Raw genomic sequence first — 18,317 nt, 5'->3', positions numbered from 1 at the left:
TCAGAAAAAATCAGGCGAGACACGAGTGGAGTCGCTATCGGGACTTTTATTGGCACTAAAAAACAAGGAGGAAATTAGCAGTTTGAGCTGGTAAGTTTATATTTTTTGGCCATCCGGACAACCGTGCTTTGACTAACCCCGAGCACCTTGGCGGCCTTATATGTACTCTTATGCAATTTAAGCGCCCGGGTAACCAAAAGCCGTTCAAGTTCCTCGATGGCTAAGGTCAGGTTCATCTGGTCCAGTCGATACAAATTATTATTTTTTTCAATACGGTACTTCAGAGGCAGGTTTTCAACAGTTATCTGTTGGTTGTCGGTTGTTACAACGAGCCTTTCAATTAAGTTTATCAGCTCCCTGATATTCCCCGGCCAATCATACCTTGCCAGACAATCAACGACTTCGTCCGACAAGCTCTTTTTCAAATCATATTTCTTATTATATATATCAAGAAAATGGAATAGTAAGGGGGCAATATCTTCTTTGCGCTCCCGCAGTGATGGAATCCGGATGGGAATGACATTAATGCGGTAAAAAAGGTCCTCCCGGAAGGAATTCTCTTTGATCATAGGCTCCAAGTCCCTGTTAGTCGCAGCCAGCACCCGGACGTCAACTTTAATTGTTTTTACCCCACCAACCCTGGTAACTTCTTGCCCTTGCAGGACACGCAAAAGCTTGACCTGCAATCCCAGCGGGAGCTCGCCAATTTCATCCAGGAAAATCGTGCCTTTATTTGCCAACTCAAAATAGCCCGGTTTCCCAGACCTGCTGGCTCCTGTAAAAGCGCCGGATTCATAGCCAAAAAACTCACTTTCCATTAATTCCTGGGGAATCGCGCCGCAATTCACTTTGATCATTGGATGTTTTCTTCTTTTCGGATTCAGGTTGTGGAGCAAGTTCGCGATTATTTCCTTGCCGACCCCGGATTCTCCTTGGATGAGAACAGGACTCTCTACGATAGAAACCCTTGTGGCAAGATCAATGATTTTCTCCATTTCCTTGCTTTTAAAGATCACACAATGATCCTTTGTATATTTTTCTCTCAAATTTTCCATCTCAAACAGGTACTGGGCATTTAATTCCTGGGTTTGTCTCAGTTCCTCCTGAAGTTGCCTCAACTCGGTAATATCCCTGAAGTTAACTACTACCCTAATTACTTCACCTTTACTATTAAAAACCGGATTACCGATAGCCATTATTTCTTTTCCGTTAGTAAATTTCTGCAGGATGGTAACCGGCTTACCAGTTTTTAACACTTTTAACGCCACATCCGGATCAAAATAGTGACCCCTTTTCTGCACATCGTAAAGATTGATACCCAGGACTTTTTCGATTTTTAAACCAGTTACGCGTTCAAAAGCTTTATTTAAACGTGTTACAACTCCATTCATATCAACTATGCTAATTCCGTCGTAAGAATCCTGGAAAATTGAACTTAGCTCCTTAAACTCATTATGAATCACTTGCAATACATTAACGCCCTGAATTTTTTCTTTTGTTAAAATCTCTCCGGCAACCTTGTTAGCTTTAACTACCCGGCACAACTTGTCAACTGCGAGGCTGCCAATATTCAGTCCCTCAGTCGTCGTGGTCAAACTATTTTCAACCATTTCACTATTCATTGTAACCTCTCCCGTTTATTAACCTTCAACTACTAAGTACAGGAGCGCGTATAAGTTATAAAATTATAGACTTTTTTGAATTTCTCAACTTTACTATATTATATAAATTATCAAACAATTAAAATTAAACGTTCGTTGCGCTATTTAACTTATTGCCTTCTGAGTTTACTTATTCAATCAGTCTTACTCAACCAACAACCCATTTAAAATCATATCCAGAAAAAGCTCGGCGACTTCATCAGACGACAGTTTTCCATCAACGTCAAACCAACGGTACATCCAGTTAGTCATACCAAAAATAGCAAAAGTAACAATCTGAGGATCTAAATTTTTGAAATCTCCCTTTTGAATGCCCTCTTTAATGATATTAAAAAAAGTTTCTTCATATCTCTTCTGAGCTTCACGAATCTGCTTCTGACACTCTTCAGACAAGTGCTTGGTATCTTCAAGCATGATGGCTACCACCGCCTGATGCTCCATCGAATACCTGACATGGTATTTCATTGCCTGGCGCAACTTCTCTACAGGAGGGAGGTTTTCTTCTAACTGGATCTTTCTAAGTGACTCATAACCCTTTGAAACCGGCCGTTCAACAATACGGTACAGTATTTCTTCTTTGCTGTTGATGTAATGGTAAAGACTTCCACGGTAAATTCCAACCGCCTCGGCAATATCCTGCATCGACGTGCCATGATAATTTTTTTTACGAAATAATTTAATTGCCGTATCCATAATTTCAGCATGACGCTCTTCAGATGTTATAGACATTTTCATTACCCTTTCCGCGACAACCGTTTGGTATATTAATATAATACTAACCCTGGTACTACATGTCAATAACTATTTTAATATTTTGCAATTTTTATAATTTATTAAATATTGTAAAATTAATAATCCCATTGCAAATCACGCCATAGATATCTGCAGTAATAGATGTCTGAATTGACAAAAGCGTCTGCATTGCATAAAATGATGCTCAGGTAAATGAAAGCGATGACCGGGCCGAGTAGATATCATTCGTTTTTGGCAGGGACGGGGGGCCGCAGACTGAAAGCCTTCCGCAAAGACAGGTATTGAAAAACTCCTGGGAGCGGCCACCGAGAGCGCATTTAACAATGTGCCGGTAGACTGGCCCGGAAGCCTCCGTTACAGGCATAAAGGGATAATGTTTATTATTATCCGAACAGGGTGGCACCACGGTTTAATATCCCGTCCCTGGCAATGTTCAAGCATTGACCGGGGGCGGTTTTGCTTTTGAAGGGAGGGTTATCATGCTGACAACGCGGCCACGCGGCACCAACGATATTATGCCCGGTGAGGTCGAAACATGGCAATACCTTGAAAGACAATTGCGCCACATTTGCGGAGAATATGGCTATGCGGAAATCAGGACGCCAATCTTCGAGCATACGGAATTGTTTTTACGGGGTGTGGGCGATACCACTGATATTGTGGAAAAAGAAATGTACACTTTTATTGACCGGGGAGAACGCAGTGTCACTTTGAGGCCCGAAGGCACCGCATCCGCCGTCAGGGCTTACTTGGAAGACAAGTTGTACGCCGGACCGCAGCCTGTCAAGTTGTATTACACCGGGCCGATGTTTCGTTACGACCGCCCCCAGGCCGGCCGTTACCGCCAGTTTCACCAATTCGGGGTTGAAGTGTTTGGTTCAAACGACCCGGCAATTGACGCTGAAGTGATTGCCATGGGCATGGATTTTTATGGTAGAATAGGCCTTAAAAACCTGGAACTGCATGTCAACAGCGTTGGCTGTCCAGTCTGCCGCCCGAATCTGCGCCGGCAGTTGCAGGACTTTTTCCGACCCAGGCTTGCAGGACTTTGCCCGAACTGCCGGGAGAGATATGAAAAAAACCCGCTGCGTATTCTCGATTGTAAAGAAAGCCGCTGCAACGAGCTTGGTTCGGAAGCCCCGACAACAGTCGACTGTCTATGCGACAGCTGTCAGGCGCATTTTGAATCGGTAAAAGAACATCTCAAATTGCTGGACTTGCCATTTTTGGTAGACCGCCGGCTGGTGCGCGGCCTGGATTACTATACACACACGGCCTTTGAAATAATGGCGCCGGATATCGGCGCTCAGAGTTCCATCGGCGGGGGCGGACGTTATAACGGGCTGGTGGAAACCTGTGGCGGCCCGCCCACTCCGGGTATTGGTTTCGCGCTTGGCATGGAGCGGATCATCATGACCATGAAGAGCCAGGGTTGCGCCATACCGGAATCCCCGGCTTTAGACGCGTTCGTGGTTACAGCAGGAAAAGCGGCGGCGCATGCAGCTTTTAACCTCCTGTTTAAAATCCGCGGCGCCGGCATCTCCGCCGACAAGGATTACCTGAACCGCAGTCTCAAGGCACAAATGAAATACGCCGGTAAAGTCGGGGCCAAGTATGTTGTCATCATCGGTGAAGAGGAATTGAAACAGGGTACTGCCGTAATCAGGGATATGGCCGCGCAAGAGCAGTCAACGGTTGCTATGGGGGAAGTAATAAGATACTTGCTGGATAAGATACAGCATACACCGCTATAAAGGCGAACATGAGTTATGTTGTTGACTAAAGAACACATCTTACATATATCAGGAGGATCATAGATGATTGATTTTATGAATGAATTGAAGCGCAGTCATTATTGCGGCGTTTTGCGGCCTGAACAAGCCGGTCAGCAGGTGGTTTTGATGGGTTGGGTACAGCGCAGGCGCGACCATGGCGGCTTGATTTTTGTCGATCTGCGGGACCGTTCCGGCTTGATCCAAGTTGTGTTCAGTCCGGATTTACACAAAGAAGCCTTTAACAAAGCCGAGAGTGTGCGCAACGAATACGTGTTGGCGGTATCCGGAATGGTGCGGGTGCGTCCCGAAGGCACGGCCAATCCTAATCTGGCAACGGGACAGGTCGAAGTGCTCGCCCATGAATTGCGTATTTTAAACCGGGCTAAAACACCGCCTTTCTATATTGAGAACGACATCGACGTAGATGAAAATGTACGGCTGCGCTACCGTTATCTCGACCTGCGCCGGCCGGAAATGCAAGAGGCGCTGATCCTGCGCCACCGTGTCGCCAAATCGGTCCGCGACTTTCTTGACGAAAATGGCTTTCTCGAAATAGAAACCCCCATGCTGTCCAGGAGCACTCCGGAGGGAGCCAGGGATTACCTTGTGCCAAGCCGGGTTAATCCCGGCAAGTTTTATGCCCTGCCCCAGTCCCCGCAGCTTTACAAACAGATTCTGATGGTATCCGGAATGGATAAATATTTCCAGATCGTCCGCTGTTTCCGGGACGAAGACCTCCGTGCGGACCGGCAGCCCGAATTCACCCAAATTGACATAGAGATGTCTTTTGTGGATGCGGATGACATTCTGAACCTGATGGAAGAAATGGTAGCGCGGTTATGCCGTGAGACAATCGGTTTGGATGTACCCCGCCCGTTCCCCAGGCTTTCCTACCAGGAAGCGATGAATCGCTTTGGCTCGGACAAACCGGACACCCGCTTTGGGCTTGAATTGAAAGACATATCCGATATCGCGGCGGGGTGCGGTTTCAAGGTTTTTTCATCAGTCGTGGAGAGCGGAGGACAGGTAAAGGGGATTAACGCCACCGGATGCGGCTCTTTCAGCCGAAAGGAAATTGACGACCTGACCGCTTTCGCGGCAATTTACAAAGCCAAGGGTTTGGCTTACTTTATCGTTACCGGGGACGGGGTCAAGTCAACCCTTGCCAAGTTTTTCAACGAACAGGAACTTGCCGCCATCATCAATCGGTTGGAAGCCAAACCCGGGGATCTCCTGCTGTTTGTGGCAGACAAGCCGCAGGTGGTAGCCGACTCACTGGGAGCGCTGCGGCTGCACCTGGGCGAGCGTCTCGGACTGATTCCTGAAAATACCTTTGACTTCCTGTGGGTAGTGGACTTTCCCCTGCTGGACTATGACCAGGAAGAAGGCCGTTATGTGGCGATGCACCACCCCTTCACCTCACCGAGAGAAAACGACATTCCTCTACTGGAATCCGATCCCGGAAAGGCCCATGCCAAAGCGTACGACATCGTGCTAAACGGCGTGGAGGTGGGTGGCGGCAGTATCAGGATTCACCGCAGGGATATTCAGGAAAAAATGTTCGCAGCTATTGGTATTAGCGAAAATGAAGCGATTGAAAAATTTGGATTCATGCTGGAAGCCTTTGAATTCGGCACCCCGCCGCACGGCGGCATTGCTTTTGGACTGGACCGGTTAATCATGCTGCTGGCCAAGAGAAATACTATCCGGGATGTCATCGCTTTTCCCAAAACGCAAAGCGCTACAGATTTAATGAACCTGGCGCCGGGTACTGTCTCACCAATACAACTCAAAGAATTGAACATCAAACTTGATTTAAAAAGCAACCAAAAAAAGGAACAGAAATAGCTGGTTCGCTTATGACGCGGCCGTTACCTGAAAAGCTGTATCTATGAATGACAATAGCGCTTGATCCAATGACAAAGGGCAATATGAAAAAAGAGGTCCATAAGTGGCCCTTGTAAATGGCTGGCTGATGTGCTAACATAAATGTGTAAAAAAAATACCCTGCTGTGTGCGTGACCAACCTTGAAGTTTTGAGCCAACACCATAAAAAAGGGAGCCCGGACTCTGAATGTGGCTTGCACGCCTCCCAGTTGAGGAAACGAAAATCATTCAGGAGGGCACCCACCTGTGAGAACAGGTTCGAACTTTGGGTGTTCACGGCATGAGTGGGGTTTTTATTAGTGAAAAAGCTTGCATGGTTTTCGGTTTGCGGTTGTCCTAGCCTGACTGAAAACCTTTTGATTTGCCGGGATGATGTTGAGCATGGTTAAGGATTTGCAAATGGAAGTCAATTTTGCCAGTGTCAAATAAAGTCGTAGAATGTTTAATGTTAGTAATTGACAAGTCGTTTTGCATGAAATTATAATTGTTGATAGAAGTTATAAGTAATAGATATCATCTTTACTATTATTCTAACTGCTAATTTACCGGCAACCCTGCAATTTAGAGAAAAAATGAATTTTTTTATGGGAAGGGGAGAGTTAATTGGCCAGTGGGAACATTCTTGCTTTAGAAGATAATAATTTTAATCAGGTAATTAATGAGACTAATGTGCCGTTGCTGGTGGACTTTTGGGCAGCTTGGTGCGGGCCCTGTAAAATGATCGCTCCGGTAGTGGAAGAAGTCGCAGTGGAATTTGAAGAGAAAATCAAAGTAGGCAAGCTCAATGTCGACGAAAACCAGAGTGTCCCGGGCAGTTTAAAGGTAAACAGCATTCCTACGCTGATAATTTTTAAGGACGGCAAGGAAGTTGAACGTTCCGTCGGGTACAAGACAAAAGATGAAATCCGTCGCTGGTTAACTAAACATTTATAAAGTATATCGTTTCTTTCTATGCTGGCAAATTAATCGTAAGATCTATGGGCGGACCTGGAGTCCGTCCATTAATTTTAGGAGGGGGTCTGATGAACCTTTTCGAACAAGCCACGGAAAAAAATATGCGTATGGCTGCCCCACTGGCTACACGAATGAGACCCGCATCCTTGGCGGAATTTGAAGAGCAGTTCGCGGTAGTGGGAACCGGGACTTTGCTGAGGCGCTCGATAGAGACGGACAGGCTAATGTCAGCGATATTTTATGGCCCCCCTGGCACGGGTAAAACTACCCTGGCCTTAATCATCGCCGGAATCACGAAAGCGCAATTTGTAATAATAAACGCGGTAATGGCCGGTGTGTCTGACATAAGACGGGTGGTTAACGAGGCCAAAGAAAGACGTTCTTTATATAACGAAAAAACTATCTTATTCATAGATGAGATTCACCGCTTTAACAAGGCTCAACAAGACGCCCTACTTCCTTTTGTGGAAAGCGGCCTGATTACTTTAATTGGGTCAACAGCCGAAAACCCTATGTTTTCTGTAAACCGCCCTCTTCTATCCCGCTCTCAGCTCTACCGTTTTGAGCCTCTCACCCAAAGAGCGTTAAAACGTCTTCTGGTCCGGGCTTTACGAGATAATGAAAAGGGGCTGGGAGGGTATCAGGTGGACGTTAGCCGGGAAGCGCTGGATCACCTGGCTGAGGTAGCCAATGGTGATGCCAGGGCCGGCTTGAACGCTCTTGAGTTGGCCGTTCTGACAACACCGCCTGGAGAGGACGGAGTCCGGCGCATTACTTTGGCTGTGGCGGAAGAAGCAATTCAGAAAAAAGTATTAAAATATGACCGGACTGATGAGCATTATGATGTAATATCAGCATTTATTAAGAGCATGAGAGGTTCCGATCCGCAGGCCACGCTCTACTGGCTGGCAAGAATGTTGTACGCGGGTGAAGAACCCGAGTTCATCAGCCGCCGGATAATGATTCACGCCGCTGAAGATGTAGGGCTGGCGGACCCCCAGGCTCTGGTGGTGGCAACATCCGCAGCCCTCGCCGTGGAGCGGATCGGCATGCCGGAGGCAAGAATCGTCCTGGCCGAGGCTGCTCTTTATCTTGCCACCGCCCCTAAAAGCAATTCCGTTATCGCGGGCATTAGCAAGGCGCTTTCAGTAGTGGAAAAAGAAAGGGCTGAACCAGTCCCGCCTCATTTAAGAGGAACCGGTTATAAAGGCGCGGCTGAATTAGGCCATGGCAGGGGCTATAAGTATCCGCACAATTATCCGGGCAACTATGTCAAGCAGAAATACCTGCCGGGTAATATTGAAGGCAGAGAGTTTTACCAACCTTCTGCCAACGGTTTGGAGGCGGATATTAAAAAAAGGATGGATAAGCTTAACCAGTAATTATTTTACTTCGCAAACTGTTTTTTCTTGACTTATCGATCTGGAATGCATATGCTAAAAGAACAGTACTCAGTAGTCAGAATTCAGGAGTCAGAATCAAAAAAAGAAAACGTCTTATCATTTAGAAGCATTTTGAATTCTGAATACCTGAATAGAAAAGAGATAGTAGTCAGTAGTCAGAATGAGATAACGGTTTAAGAATTTTGAGTTCTTTATTCTGACTCCTGACTCCTGACTCCTGACTCCTGACTCCTGAATTCTGACTACTTGGAAAAAAGCAGGTGTTCTTTTTTGGAAGTCTATGCTCTAGTCGGTCCCAGCGGCACGGGCAAAAGCCACCGGGCCGCTATTGTCGCCAATAAGTTTGGAGCGCAGGCCATCATCGACGATGGCTTGTTGATTCAAGGAAACCGCATAATCGCCGGTTCATCGGCTAAACGTCAGCCCACCAGAATAGGAGCGATTAAAGCGGCTCTATTCATGGATAATCAACAAGCGCGGGAAATAAAATCAGCACTTGCCCAGGTTGCCCCTGAAAAAGTGCTGATCCTGGGCACATCTGTCGGCATGGTGCAGCGAATTGCCAGCCGCCTTGAACTGCCGCAGCCGGCTGAAATAATGAAAATTGAAGACATAGCCAGTGAAAAGGAAATCAGAAAAGCCAAGTTTCACCGTACCCGGTTCAGCAGACACGTTATCCCCGCGCCCATTCTGGAAGTTAAAAAAAGTTTTCCGGGCATCCTGGTGGACCCGCTCCATATTTTTTTAAGGAAAAAAGAAATACCTGGCAAGAAGGATTGGCTTGAACAATCCGTGATACGGCCGACATATACATTTAACGGAAAGCTGACTATAGCCGACAGCGCGATAAGCGCTATTGCCGGTCAGGCAGCCCGTTTGGTCGGAGGCGTCACAAGCGCCGGAAGGATTAACGTAAACGTTGAGCAAGAAGGCGTTATAACGATCGATATTTCACCGACAATATCCTTCGGCTGCCCTCTGCATGAGGTTGCCGGCAAGCTACAGCGTCAAATTAAAACAGTGGTGGAGAATATGACCGGCCTCCAGGTAAAAGAGGTAAACATCAAAATTAAGAGTTTAAGCTTCCCGAAGAAAACGACAGAGGCGACCAGTTAAGGCCGCCTCTTTATTATTTATAAGCTAGTTATTACTTTTGCTCGGGTTTACAGTTATATCTATATATTAGGAATAATTTATTTAAGTAGGTGCTCTAAAATTTCTATGGAATCCTTTACAAATTTCGGGCACACTGAGGAAAAGAGTTTTTGTTCTATCGCATACTTAAAGCCATCAGAAGTGCCAATGTCACATTTTAATAAATCCTTACAAATTGTAGACCCGTTTAGGGTTTCAAAGTTCTTAATGAATTCCCGCACAACATTGTTAGTCTTTTTTGTAGCCTGATAATTTTTTGCGTCTGTGTCCGCATATTTTAAACCTATGACCATATAGGCACCATTAACAGCGCCACATGTGCCACCCGTATTGGCTACCCCACCCCCAAAAGCGCCAGCAACCTTTATAGCTGTTTCTTCCTCCATGCCCAGTTGTGGAGCAAATGCAGCGAGGACAGCCTGAGAACAATAAAATCCGCTATTAAAACGTGACAATGCTGTTTCTATTCTACTCATAATTGCAATGCCCCCTTAATTAAATATAATACGTGATGTATATACAATCATCTAATATTGCCATCATATCATAAATCTGATAGTTCGAAGAACATAAATATTAAACCTCTATGTGTTAATACAGATTCTATACACCTATATTGCTAACGCGATACCAGTTATATATGTTACACTCCCACATTCTACTACAAGACCAGGTAATTATTATATGTTTTACGGCATGATTTATGAAGCCGGAACCCGTAACTTCTATCCTTTCTATGCTATAATTTGATTACTTGAACATATCAAAGTTATTTAATATAATAAATAATTAAGAGCCCCAGAGACGAGACAAGTCTCGGAGGCTCTTCTTCCTTTAATCGACTAGTTTTTAAGACTCACATTTGACAACCTAAATTTTCAAAGGCGCATAAATAATGTTTTTCTGAAGGCATAACAAAGACGTTAGCCAACAAATTACCATTTAATGGTTGACGATTTTATTCATCTATTGCCTGCATGCGTAATGGTGGTCTAATCTTCAGCGCCTTGAAAACTGAAAAAGTATTGCCTTGTAATTCACTTCTAACAAATTAATTCTGTTTTACCAAAACAGAAGAGGTTATTATCAGGTGTCTCAACATACTAGGCTCTGATCAAATTCCATGGCCTTTTTCCCTGTAGATGGATCAGCTATATAGTTTCTATATGCCAAATATAGAGCCCACTTGTATTGCCTTTCCGCACTTTCAGGGATAAAGTTTCTTCTCCCGACTATTTCCAATAGTTTTTCAGCAGCTTGATCACCCTTTAAGCCAAGTTTCAATACCTCAAGAAAAGCTTGTTCTACTCCAGCCAATCCTATCATATCTCCGCCGACATCTATCTTATATATTTTTGATGCATTAGGATCACAACTGCTCATATCTGATTATCCCCCTTCTTTTTAAAATGTCAAATTAAAGAAATATCCAGCCATTATTTATCTGTTAAGTTCGTCATGTCGTCGCCAACTTTTAGTTTATAAACTTTTGATGCGTCTAGATCACAACAACTGCCCATGTATTGAAGCTGATTATTTTAACAATTTGATTTTACCTTGTCATCTTTAGAAACATTTTTATTATTATCTTCTTTGTCCACCTGGACAATTTTCATGTCACATCATCCTGAAGATGACTTAAGATTTTTTAAAAAGCCAAACAACCCTTTCTTTTCCTCTTTTTCTTTACTCATTTTCAAAACTCCTCCGGCATTCGCCTTGTTATTAGCCTCTAGCTACATAGTTTTTATATTCTTGAGGAGAGCTACGCCAATCCCACCATCATGCCACCAACGTTAAGCTTATAGATTTTTGGAGCATCAGGATCACAACATTTTTTGCCTATAATATACCTGCCCCCTTTCCTTATAATGTCGGCTGTAGAATTTGAAAAATGAATCCAGATAGTATGGCTACAGCGAGAATCGTGACTGTAAAAGTGGCTACCAATTTCGGTTTAAAAATTGATGCCAGTAATGTTAATTCAGGGATACTAGCCCCGGCGCCACCGATTATCAACGCCATTATCGCTCCTAAACTCATGCCTTTCGACAGCAATACCGTACCAATCGGGATCATGGTTTCAACTCGAATATACATTGGAACCCCAATAGCAGCTGCTACCGGTATGGCAAATAAGTTGCCCGGTCCGGCGACTTTAATAATAAATTCCTCTGGTACAAAGCCGTAAATAAATGAACCTATGCCGGCACCGATAATTAAATAAGGCAGAACCTGTATAAATAAACCCCATGTTTGCATGCCGGCGCGTCTTACTTTTTCTTTATTATTCAACGGTCCTTCAGTCTTTTCAGTTCCTTCACAGCAGCCAAATTGTATCCGCACATTTTTATATGTGCTGGCTAGCCCCATCCGCTCCCATAATGCCCCAATAAACACAGATGCAATAAAAATCATTATCCCATATAGTATTGTAAATTTCCATCCCATCATAGTCAAAAATAAGGTGAGGATAACAGGGTTTAAGAGAGGTGAAGAGATAAGAAAAGACATAGCCGCGCCAAAAGGCGCTCCTCCATTTAATAAACCAACTAGTATGGGAATAGTGGAACAGGAGCAAAAAGGTGTGACTGCCCCCAAAGTAGCCCCCAGGATATTTCCCAGCCATTTTTGGGGTTTTGAGAGATACTTCTGTATAGTTTCTTCGGTGATAAACTCCTGTAGCAAGGCAATAAGAAAAGAAATTCCTATGAACAACGCCAGCAATTCACCACTAATCACAAGAAAATACTTTCCGGCAGTGATTAGATTATTTAACTGAAACATCCAGATACCCCCGTTTTTATAAATATATCACGGATTGACTTTTTAAAAGCTATTGTCTTATAGCCTCAAGAATATAATTGGCTGTTACTCCCCAGGCCTGAGCAGCCACTTGATAAGCGTTTTCTCCCGTAGGTGTTAAGGTATAGATCTTCCTTTCGCGACCGGAAACAACTTGGGTAGTCAACTCAACTAATCCGTTATCCGTGAACTCCCGTAATACCGGGTAAAGGCTTCCTTCAGTTGGCGCACAGCATCCATTAGTAAGGCAGGATACCTGTTTGGTAATCTCATAACCGTGTAGCGGTTGCCGATGAAGCACAAGCAAAATGAAGAAACGGGAAAGGCTCATTTTGATTAAGCTTTCCCAGTATTCCTGGCTTTCGTACTTTATATGAATCACCTCCACATGGATAATAGGCCTATACGTATACCCTAAATGCATTATATGATTATGTATAAAATTTTGTCAATAAATAATTTTAGGATAAAAAAATATTTAGCAGGAGAACTAAATATTACGATGGCTTATCCATATATCAGCGCTTTTTACCAGTTATAAACCTAAGAATATATAGTAGGAGCTTGTATTCCTTTTTCACTTACCTCACCATCCTTTAAATAAATTTTGTAGAATTGCTTTGCTGCAGTACCAACAACGTAACCCGTGCCTCCTAACAGCCGGCCATAGCGTACTAAATATTACCTGATAGTATGCAGCACTGAGCATGGAGACTGATTTTGAAAAGATGTTATGTAGGTAAGGCCACGAATTCCACTTCCTAGATGAATGTTGTACAATAAAGCAGGAGAACCCGAAGAGATAAATTGCAGAATAATTTCACCGACTCTAAATCAAGGATTATGGAAAATACAGTCATGCCCGGAAAATCAAGGTTTCCCAGGCATGACCGTTGGCTAATTTATTTTTTCATTCTACAAGTTCACTTACTACTTCCGAGATCATTTCTTTTGAAAAACCACCGTGGAAGCGTGGCTCACCATTAATAACAGTCAAAGGCAGCCTTACTCTATCCAGGATCTTCGTAATATCCGGGTAATTCTCCATCTCATTACTTTGCACATCCACGTAAGTATATTGGATAGCTTCGCCAAAATTTTGCATAAGAGATACTTTTAAATCTTCAGCTTCTTCTTGCATTGTCTTTGCAGGACCGCAACATGCGGTCTCCGGTGATGGGCCTCAGCAACTACTAGCTGGCATAGGTGCACTAGTTCCAAATATGGTTACACTGACTTCTTTCATTATTAGATCAACCTCCAATATTAATAGAATAGTTTTAACAACTTAAACAAAAGCGTAAGAATTTTTTTATTTTCCACTACCATTTCTAAATTAACTTAGAATACTTGCCTATCATGCTTGCTGCCAGCATTTCCTCTTCGCTGTTTAGTTCATCGTGCTGAAAGTCAATATTTAATGCTTTCTTAAAGCCGCTTGTCAGAGCCTCTGAAACCTCTTCCAGTGTTACATGTCGTTCTAGTATGTCCTCAAGACAAGTAACTTTATCCAGTAGTGCCTGTGAATTGACTTCTTCCTCGCTAGAAAAAATCTCGGAAAGGATATTTGCCTGAGAACGAATAAGGATGGACCCATGCTGCAAAATTGTTGACTCATATCGCTTCTGGGCGCTTCCGACAAATTTCCTGCCATGCCAGGTAATATCACCCGGTGTGGCTACTGCAAAACAAGATGCGGGGAAGGGTTTCCTGAGCCTTTCAGATCCCAGCCTGGCTTCTATGCCTAACGAGGCAAAAGTTACAAGGAGACCCCTACATAGATATCGAAAGGAATCTACCAGCCCTGTGGGTATGTCCTGGCCTAATGAGACTGCTATACTGTAAGTAAGGTCGCCGTAATGCAGCACCGCCCGGCCCCCTGTAGAGCGTCTCACCGGTACTATGCCCAGCTTGTCTAAAAGGTCAAAGCGAATACCGGTCATTTTCTTTTGAAAGTAACCCAGTGACAAGGCAGGCGGGTTCCAGGTATATAATCTCAGCACCGGCGGGCTTTCACCACGGGATTGCCGGGTTACCAGAGCCTCATCAACAGCCATGTTCCAGGCTGGTTCGCCCGGGCCGCTCTCAATCAGCCGCCAGCGCTGCGCCACTGTCCATCACCTCCTGATAGCAATCGCCGGCGCGGTAGGAACTTCGTACCAAAGGACCGGCATTCACGCTCTTAAAACCTGATTTTCTTGCTAATGCAGCCCATTCTTCAAATTCCTCCACGGTCACATAACGCATGACCGGATAGTGTTGCAAAGACGGCGCCAGATACTGGCCAACGGTCAGCATGGTCACGCCGACATTACTCAGCTCCTGAATCAAGTCTGCCACTTCCCGCTTTTCCTCTCCCAGACCCAGCATAAACCCGGTCTTGACCTGTGTTCCTGCCCGGGCTCTTTGCGCGGCTTCAGCCAGTAGGTCTAGTGACCGGCGGTATGAAGCCCTATGGCGTATAGCGGGATAAAGTCGGGGTATGGTTTCTATATTGTGGGAGAACACTTCAGGGTTAGCTTCAAGCACGGTCTCCAAGGAAGAAAGAGCCCCCCCCAAATCAGGGGTCAATACTTCGATTGTGGGTGGGGACGGCAAAGAGTGCAGCGCTTCAATAACTTTGGCGAAAACTTCTGCTCCCCCGTCTGACAGGTCGTCCCTGGTTACAGAAGTAACTACGACATGCTTTAGCCCCAAGACTTCGACCGCTTCTTTTAGTCTCACCGGCTCTTCCTGATCGAGTTCACCAGGCTTACCGTGGTCAACGGCACAGAAGGCACAGTTTCTCGTACAGACGTCGCCGAGGATCATGAAGGTGGCAGTACCTCTTGAGTAACAACTGCCCCTGTTAGGACATCTGGCTCCCTGACAAACGGTATTTAATCCGTACTTGGCAAGATTGCCATTAACGAAATGGTGCATCATCGGGTCTTTTTTTTGCTTGGCCAGGCGGATTTCATTGATAAGCCATTGTGGTACGGGCAAAATGGTTTCTCCCATGCCTATATACCTGCTTTACTCAAAATGCGGTCTGATGTATCAAATAAATACTAGCGTCTTATATTAGCTTATTTTTTTATTTCCCTTTCAATCTTTTCTTCCATTACGGGGAAATATTCTTCCGCACTCATCAGGGTCTTTTTTTCCTCTTCCCAGTTAACTGGCGCAAGTTTATAGAGCCATCCTGCCCCGAAAGGATCAGAGTTGATGAGCTCTGGGGTATCTTCCAAGGCGCTGTTTAATTCCTTAATCACACCGCTCGCGGGCGTAATAAGGGAGGTAATAGCCTTGGGAGCAACCTTGAACACACTATTGGGAACCGTTTCAATAATACCGGCCTTACTGCCTTGTTCTATTTCAGTTCCTACTTCCGGCAGCTCCAATGAATCCAAGTAACCAAGAGTTGTTTGCAAAAAGTCAGTTATACCGACAGTTAGCAGTCCCCCATCTTCTTTTATCCAGCACTCATTCGGATGGTATAGATACCCCTTTTTAACTTTAAACACAAACTCGCCATGAGTTGATTCCATCATGTCCTGACTCATGATTATCCTCCTTGACTTTAAAAAAATTCTCCAGGGTACTCCATCAATAACTAATAATTAAGTAGTTACCTTGCCCCCTGCAGTTCATCTGCAAAATATTTGCGTTTGAACCCAAGGGCAATATTAACCAGCCCGATCATTACCGGCACTTCAATAAGTGGGCCGATAACAGCGGCAAAAGCCTGGCCTGAATCAATGCCGAATACAGCCACGGCCACCGCGATAGCCAGCTCAAAGTTGTTGCTGGCGGCCGTGAAGGCAAGTGTCGTGGCTTGGCCGTAATTAACCCCGGACGATTTACTGAGGAAGAAGGACAGGAAGAACATGATTACAAAGTAGACCAGCAGCGGTACGGCGATTCTAGCTACATCCATCGGTAAGGTGATGATATAGTTTCCTTTCAAAGAGAACATCACGATAATAGTAAATAAAAGGGCGATCAAAGCTAGCGGGCTAATCTTGGGGATGAATTTTTTCTCATACCACTCCTTGCCTTTGACCGGCATCAGGGTAAATCTGGTGATTACACCGCCGAGGAAGGGAATACCGAGGTAAATCGCCACACTCTTTGCCACTTCCGCCATGGAAATATGGATGGCCATTGACTTAAACCCCAGCCACTGGGGCAAGAGAGTGACAAAAAAGTATGCGTAAACCGAAAAGAATAGCACCTGGAAAATTGAGTTTAAGGCCACTAGTGCTGCCGCGTATTCTGAATCCCCTTTGGCCAAAGAGTTCCAAACAATGACCATGGCAATACACCTAGCCAGGCCGATAATAATTATACCTACCATATATTCAGGGTAGTTTTGCAAAAAGAGAATCGCCAAAAAAAACATCAAAACCGGCCCAATAATCCAGTTCTGCAGCAAAGAGAGCCCCAGCACTTTGACGTTTCTAAATACATTGCCGATTTCCTCATACTTTACTTTAGCAAGAGGCGGGTACATCATAACGATCAAGCCGATGGCGATAGGAATCGAAGTAGTTCCAACCTGGAATTTTTTTAGCAGTGTCGCCACTTCTGGAATAACATAGCCCAGTCCTACGCCAAAGAACATAGCCAGAAAGATCCATACCGTTAAGAAGCGGTCGAGTAAGGAAAGCTTTCCTGCGGCTTTTTCCGACATACTTTAGTTACCTCCTCTTTTTCTTTATACTTATTTTGTTTCACTAATTTCTTTTTCGCAAACTTCAGGATCAAAACCCATTTCTGTGCAGAGATTAGGATTTTGCCTGAGCGGCGAAGATTTCGTCTGGGAACACGAAAAACAAGAAAGCTCTTCAAGAAAACAATCCATCTGCTTATAAAATTCCTTGATACCATCCTTATTCAATGTATAGAATACAATTTTTCCCTCCTTTTCACTATTAATCAAACCAGCCTGTTTTAAGATCTTTAAATGGTGCGCAATGGCTGGCTGCGACAGGCCAATGGCCGTGATAACCTCACAGGCCCCCATTTCCTGGCGGGCTAACATTTTTAATATGTTTAGCCTGTGCGAGTCTCCTAATGCCTTAAAAATGCTGATCATAGTACCACCTAATCCTATATATTTAAATAGTTAAATTTTTATTCATATTGTAAGTGGTTCTTTTTTTTTAGTCAAGTTCAAATGTGTTGTATTTAAAAAATGTCTTGACAATAAAACGAATAGCATTTAATATATGAGTAAAGACTGATATGAGTTATAGTTAATATAAATATAGACTAATATTAGGATTGGAGGCGATTTGTTTTTGGATAGAGTTTTCGGTGGAACCTATGTTGAACACATAGCTAAACTATTTAAAATTCTGGGAGATGCCAATCGTCTTTGTATTCTGCTTACTATTGGCAAGAGTGAACGTTCTGTATCTCAAATTATCGAAGCTACAAGCCTTTCCCAAACCCTTGTTTCTTTTCATTTAAGAGCTTTACGAGATGCGGGTATTGTAACGGCAGAACGACAAGGCGCGTTTATTTACTACCGGTTGGCTAATGCAGATTTGTTAGATTTAGTTAGTGAATTTCAAGAATATGCAAGTAAAGAAACAGCAGAAACTGAGAAAGTAGAATTTCCATGCCCTTGTCCCCCAATGGGTAAAAAATATTTTTAAAGGTAGGTGATTAAATGTGGTGGTGGGGCGGACCAATGTGGGAAATAGCTAGTGGATGGCAAGTTTCTGAAAAATATGATTAGTTTTGACCGAAGGGATATTTGAAAGGCTCTGGAAAGTCTGAAAAAGAAAATTAAGGGGGTGAAATTATGAAATAAAAAAGCCGCCCTATCGGGCGGTTCTTCCTTTTCTAGAAGATATCTTCTAAGCTGTTTTGCCATGGCTCTTTAGGACGCATTTCTCCTCCGCATTTTTCGCAGACAAACCTGGGAGGTACCG

18 protein-coding genes and 1 other RNA gene are annotated in these 18,317 nt (G+C 44.2%); 7 read left to right on the top strand and 12 right to left on the bottom strand.

Annotated features, from left to right (window positions below; genetic code table 11):
- Positions 1–74: 74 nt before the first annotated feature.
- Together L7E55_RS15080 and L7E55_RS15075 are read right to left on the bottom strand one after the other, a co-directional pair.
- Positions 75–1,622, bottom strand: a complete 1,548-nt coding sequence (locus L7E55_RS15080; protein WP_277445150.1) for a sigma-54 interaction domain-containing protein — start codon at positions 1,620–1,622, stop codon at positions 75–77.
- Positions 1,623–1,805: 183 nt separating this feature from the next.
- A complete protein-coding gene (locus L7E55_RS15075) occupies positions 1,806–2,390 on the bottom strand; it encodes a TetR/AcrR family transcriptional regulator (RefSeq protein WP_277445149.1) in 585 nt (194 codons plus the stop codon).
- 503 nt (positions 2,391–2,893) lie between these two features.
- Here L7E55_RS15075 and hisS point away from each other — a divergent pair.
- From hisS to L7E55_RS15045, 6 genes are all read left to right on the top strand, one after another.
- Positions 2,894–4,168 carry a histidine--tRNA ligase gene (gene hisS / locus L7E55_RS15070; RefSeq protein WP_277445148.1) on the top strand — a complete coding sequence of 425 codons (1,275 nt, stop codon included), beginning with the start codon at positions 2,894–2,896 and terminating at the stop codon, positions 4,166–4,168.
- 63 nt (positions 4,169–4,231) lie between these two features.
- Positions 4,232–6,037 (top strand): aspartate--tRNA ligase, encoded by a 1,806-nt coding sequence (gene aspS / locus L7E55_RS15065; RefSeq protein ID WP_277445147.1) that lies wholly within the window; start codon positions 4,232–4,234, stop codon positions 6,035–6,037.
- Positions 6,038–6,190: 153 nt separating this feature from the next.
- A non-coding RNA gene (gene ssrS, locus L7E55_RS15060) (6S RNA) lies at positions 6,191–6,371 on the top strand.
- Between the two features lie 308 nt (positions 6,372–6,679).
- Complete coding sequence (trxA, locus tag L7E55_RS15055; RefSeq protein WP_277445145.1) at positions 6,680–7,009, top strand: thioredoxin; 330 nt, start codon at positions 6,680–6,682, stop codon at positions 7,007–7,009.
- Positions 7,010–7,098: 89 nt separating this feature from the next.
- Positions 7,099–8,412: a replication-associated recombination protein A gene (locus L7E55_RS15050; protein ID WP_277445144.1), complete on the top strand. Its 1,314-nt coding sequence runs from the start codon at positions 7,099–7,101 to the stop codon at positions 8,410–8,412.
- 291 nt (positions 8,413–8,703) lie between these two features.
- Positions 8,704–9,549 (top strand): Asp23/Gls24 family envelope stress response protein, encoded by an 846-nt coding sequence (locus L7E55_RS15045; protein ID WP_277445142.1) that lies wholly within the window; start codon positions 8,704–8,706, stop codon positions 9,547–9,549.
- A gap of 77 nt (positions 9,550–9,626) precedes the next feature.
- Here L7E55_RS15045 and L7E55_RS15040 read toward each other — a convergent pair whose 3' ends face one another.
- From L7E55_RS15040 to L7E55_RS14995, 10 genes are all read right to left on the bottom strand, one after another.
- Positions 9,627–10,064 carry a C-GCAxxG-C-C family protein gene (locus L7E55_RS15040; protein ID WP_277445141.1) on the bottom strand — a complete coding sequence of 146 codons (438 nt, stop codon included), beginning with the start codon at positions 10,062–10,064 and terminating at the stop codon, positions 9,627–9,629.
- A gap of 619 nt (positions 10,065–10,683) precedes the next feature.
- On the bottom strand, positions 10,684–10,971 hold the full coding sequence (locus L7E55_RS15035; protein ID WP_277445139.1) for a hypothetical protein: 288 nt from the start codon (positions 10,969–10,971) through the stop codon (positions 10,684–10,686).
- 483 nt (positions 10,972–11,454) lie between these two features.
- The gene (locus tag L7E55_RS15030; RefSeq protein WP_277445137.1) at positions 11,455–12,375 is read right to left on the bottom strand and encodes a permease; all 921 of its coding nucleotides are present in this window, start codon (positions 12,373–12,375) and stop codon (positions 11,455–11,457) included.
- Positions 12,376–12,424: 49 nt separating this feature from the next.
- Positions 12,425–12,775 (bottom strand): PadR family transcriptional regulator, encoded by a 351-nt coding sequence (locus L7E55_RS15025; protein WP_277445136.1) that lies wholly within the window; start codon positions 12,773–12,775, stop codon positions 12,425–12,427.
- Positions 12,776–13,303: 528 nt separating this feature from the next.
- The gene (locus L7E55_RS15020) at positions 13,304–13,498 is read right to left on the bottom strand and encodes a hypothetical protein (RefSeq protein ID WP_277445135.1); all 195 of its coding nucleotides are present in this window, start codon (positions 13,496–13,498) and stop codon (positions 13,304–13,306) included.
- A 226-nt stretch (positions 13,499–13,724) separates the two neighbouring features.
- Entirely contained in the window at positions 13,725–14,504 is a 780-nt protein-coding gene (locus L7E55_RS15015; protein WP_277445134.1) for a lipoate--protein ligase family protein, read from the bottom strand.
- Positions 14,479–15,393 (bottom strand): lipoyl synthase, encoded by a 915-nt coding sequence (gene lipA, locus L7E55_RS15010; RefSeq protein ID WP_277445133.1) that lies wholly within the window; start codon positions 15,391–15,393, stop codon positions 14,479–14,481. The genes L7E55_RS15015 and lipA overlap by 26 nt, the downstream gene beginning before the upstream one ends.
- Positions 15,394–15,461: 68 nt before the next feature.
- A complete protein-coding gene (locus tag L7E55_RS15005) occupies positions 15,462–15,938 on the bottom strand; it encodes a glycine cleavage system protein H (protein ID WP_277445132.1) in 477 nt (158 codons plus the stop codon).
- Between the two features lie 65 nt (positions 15,939–16,003).
- Positions 16,004–17,068: an ACR3 family arsenite efflux transporter gene (arsB, locus tag L7E55_RS15000; RefSeq protein ID WP_277445131.1), complete on the bottom strand. Its 1,065-nt coding sequence runs from the start codon at positions 17,066–17,068 to the stop codon at positions 16,004–16,006.
- 30 nt (positions 17,069–17,098) lie between these two features.
- Positions 17,099–17,473 carry an ArsR/SmtB family transcription factor gene (locus tag L7E55_RS14995; RefSeq protein WP_277445130.1) on the bottom strand — a complete coding sequence of 125 codons (375 nt, stop codon included), beginning with the start codon at positions 17,471–17,473 and terminating at the stop codon, positions 17,099–17,101.
- A gap of 205 nt (positions 17,474–17,678) precedes the next feature.
- On the opposite strand from L7E55_RS14995, the gene L7E55_RS14990 reads away from it, so the two are divergent.
- Positions 17,679–18,038: an ArsR/SmtB family transcription factor gene (locus tag L7E55_RS14990; protein WP_277445129.1), complete on the top strand. Its 360-nt coding sequence runs from the start codon at positions 17,679–17,681 to the stop codon at positions 18,036–18,038.
- The last annotated feature ends 279 nt before the right edge of the window (positions 18,039–18,317 follow it).

The sequence above is a fragment of the Pelotomaculum isophthalicicum JI genome (assembly GCF_029478095.1).
Classification (GTDB): domain Bacteria; phylum Bacillota; class Desulfotomaculia; order Desulfotomaculales; family Pelotomaculaceae; genus Pelotomaculum_D; species Pelotomaculum_D isophthalicicum.
The sequence above is the reverse complement of the archived record's forward strand: the minus strand, read 5'-3'. Positions and strand labels throughout refer to the sequence as shown.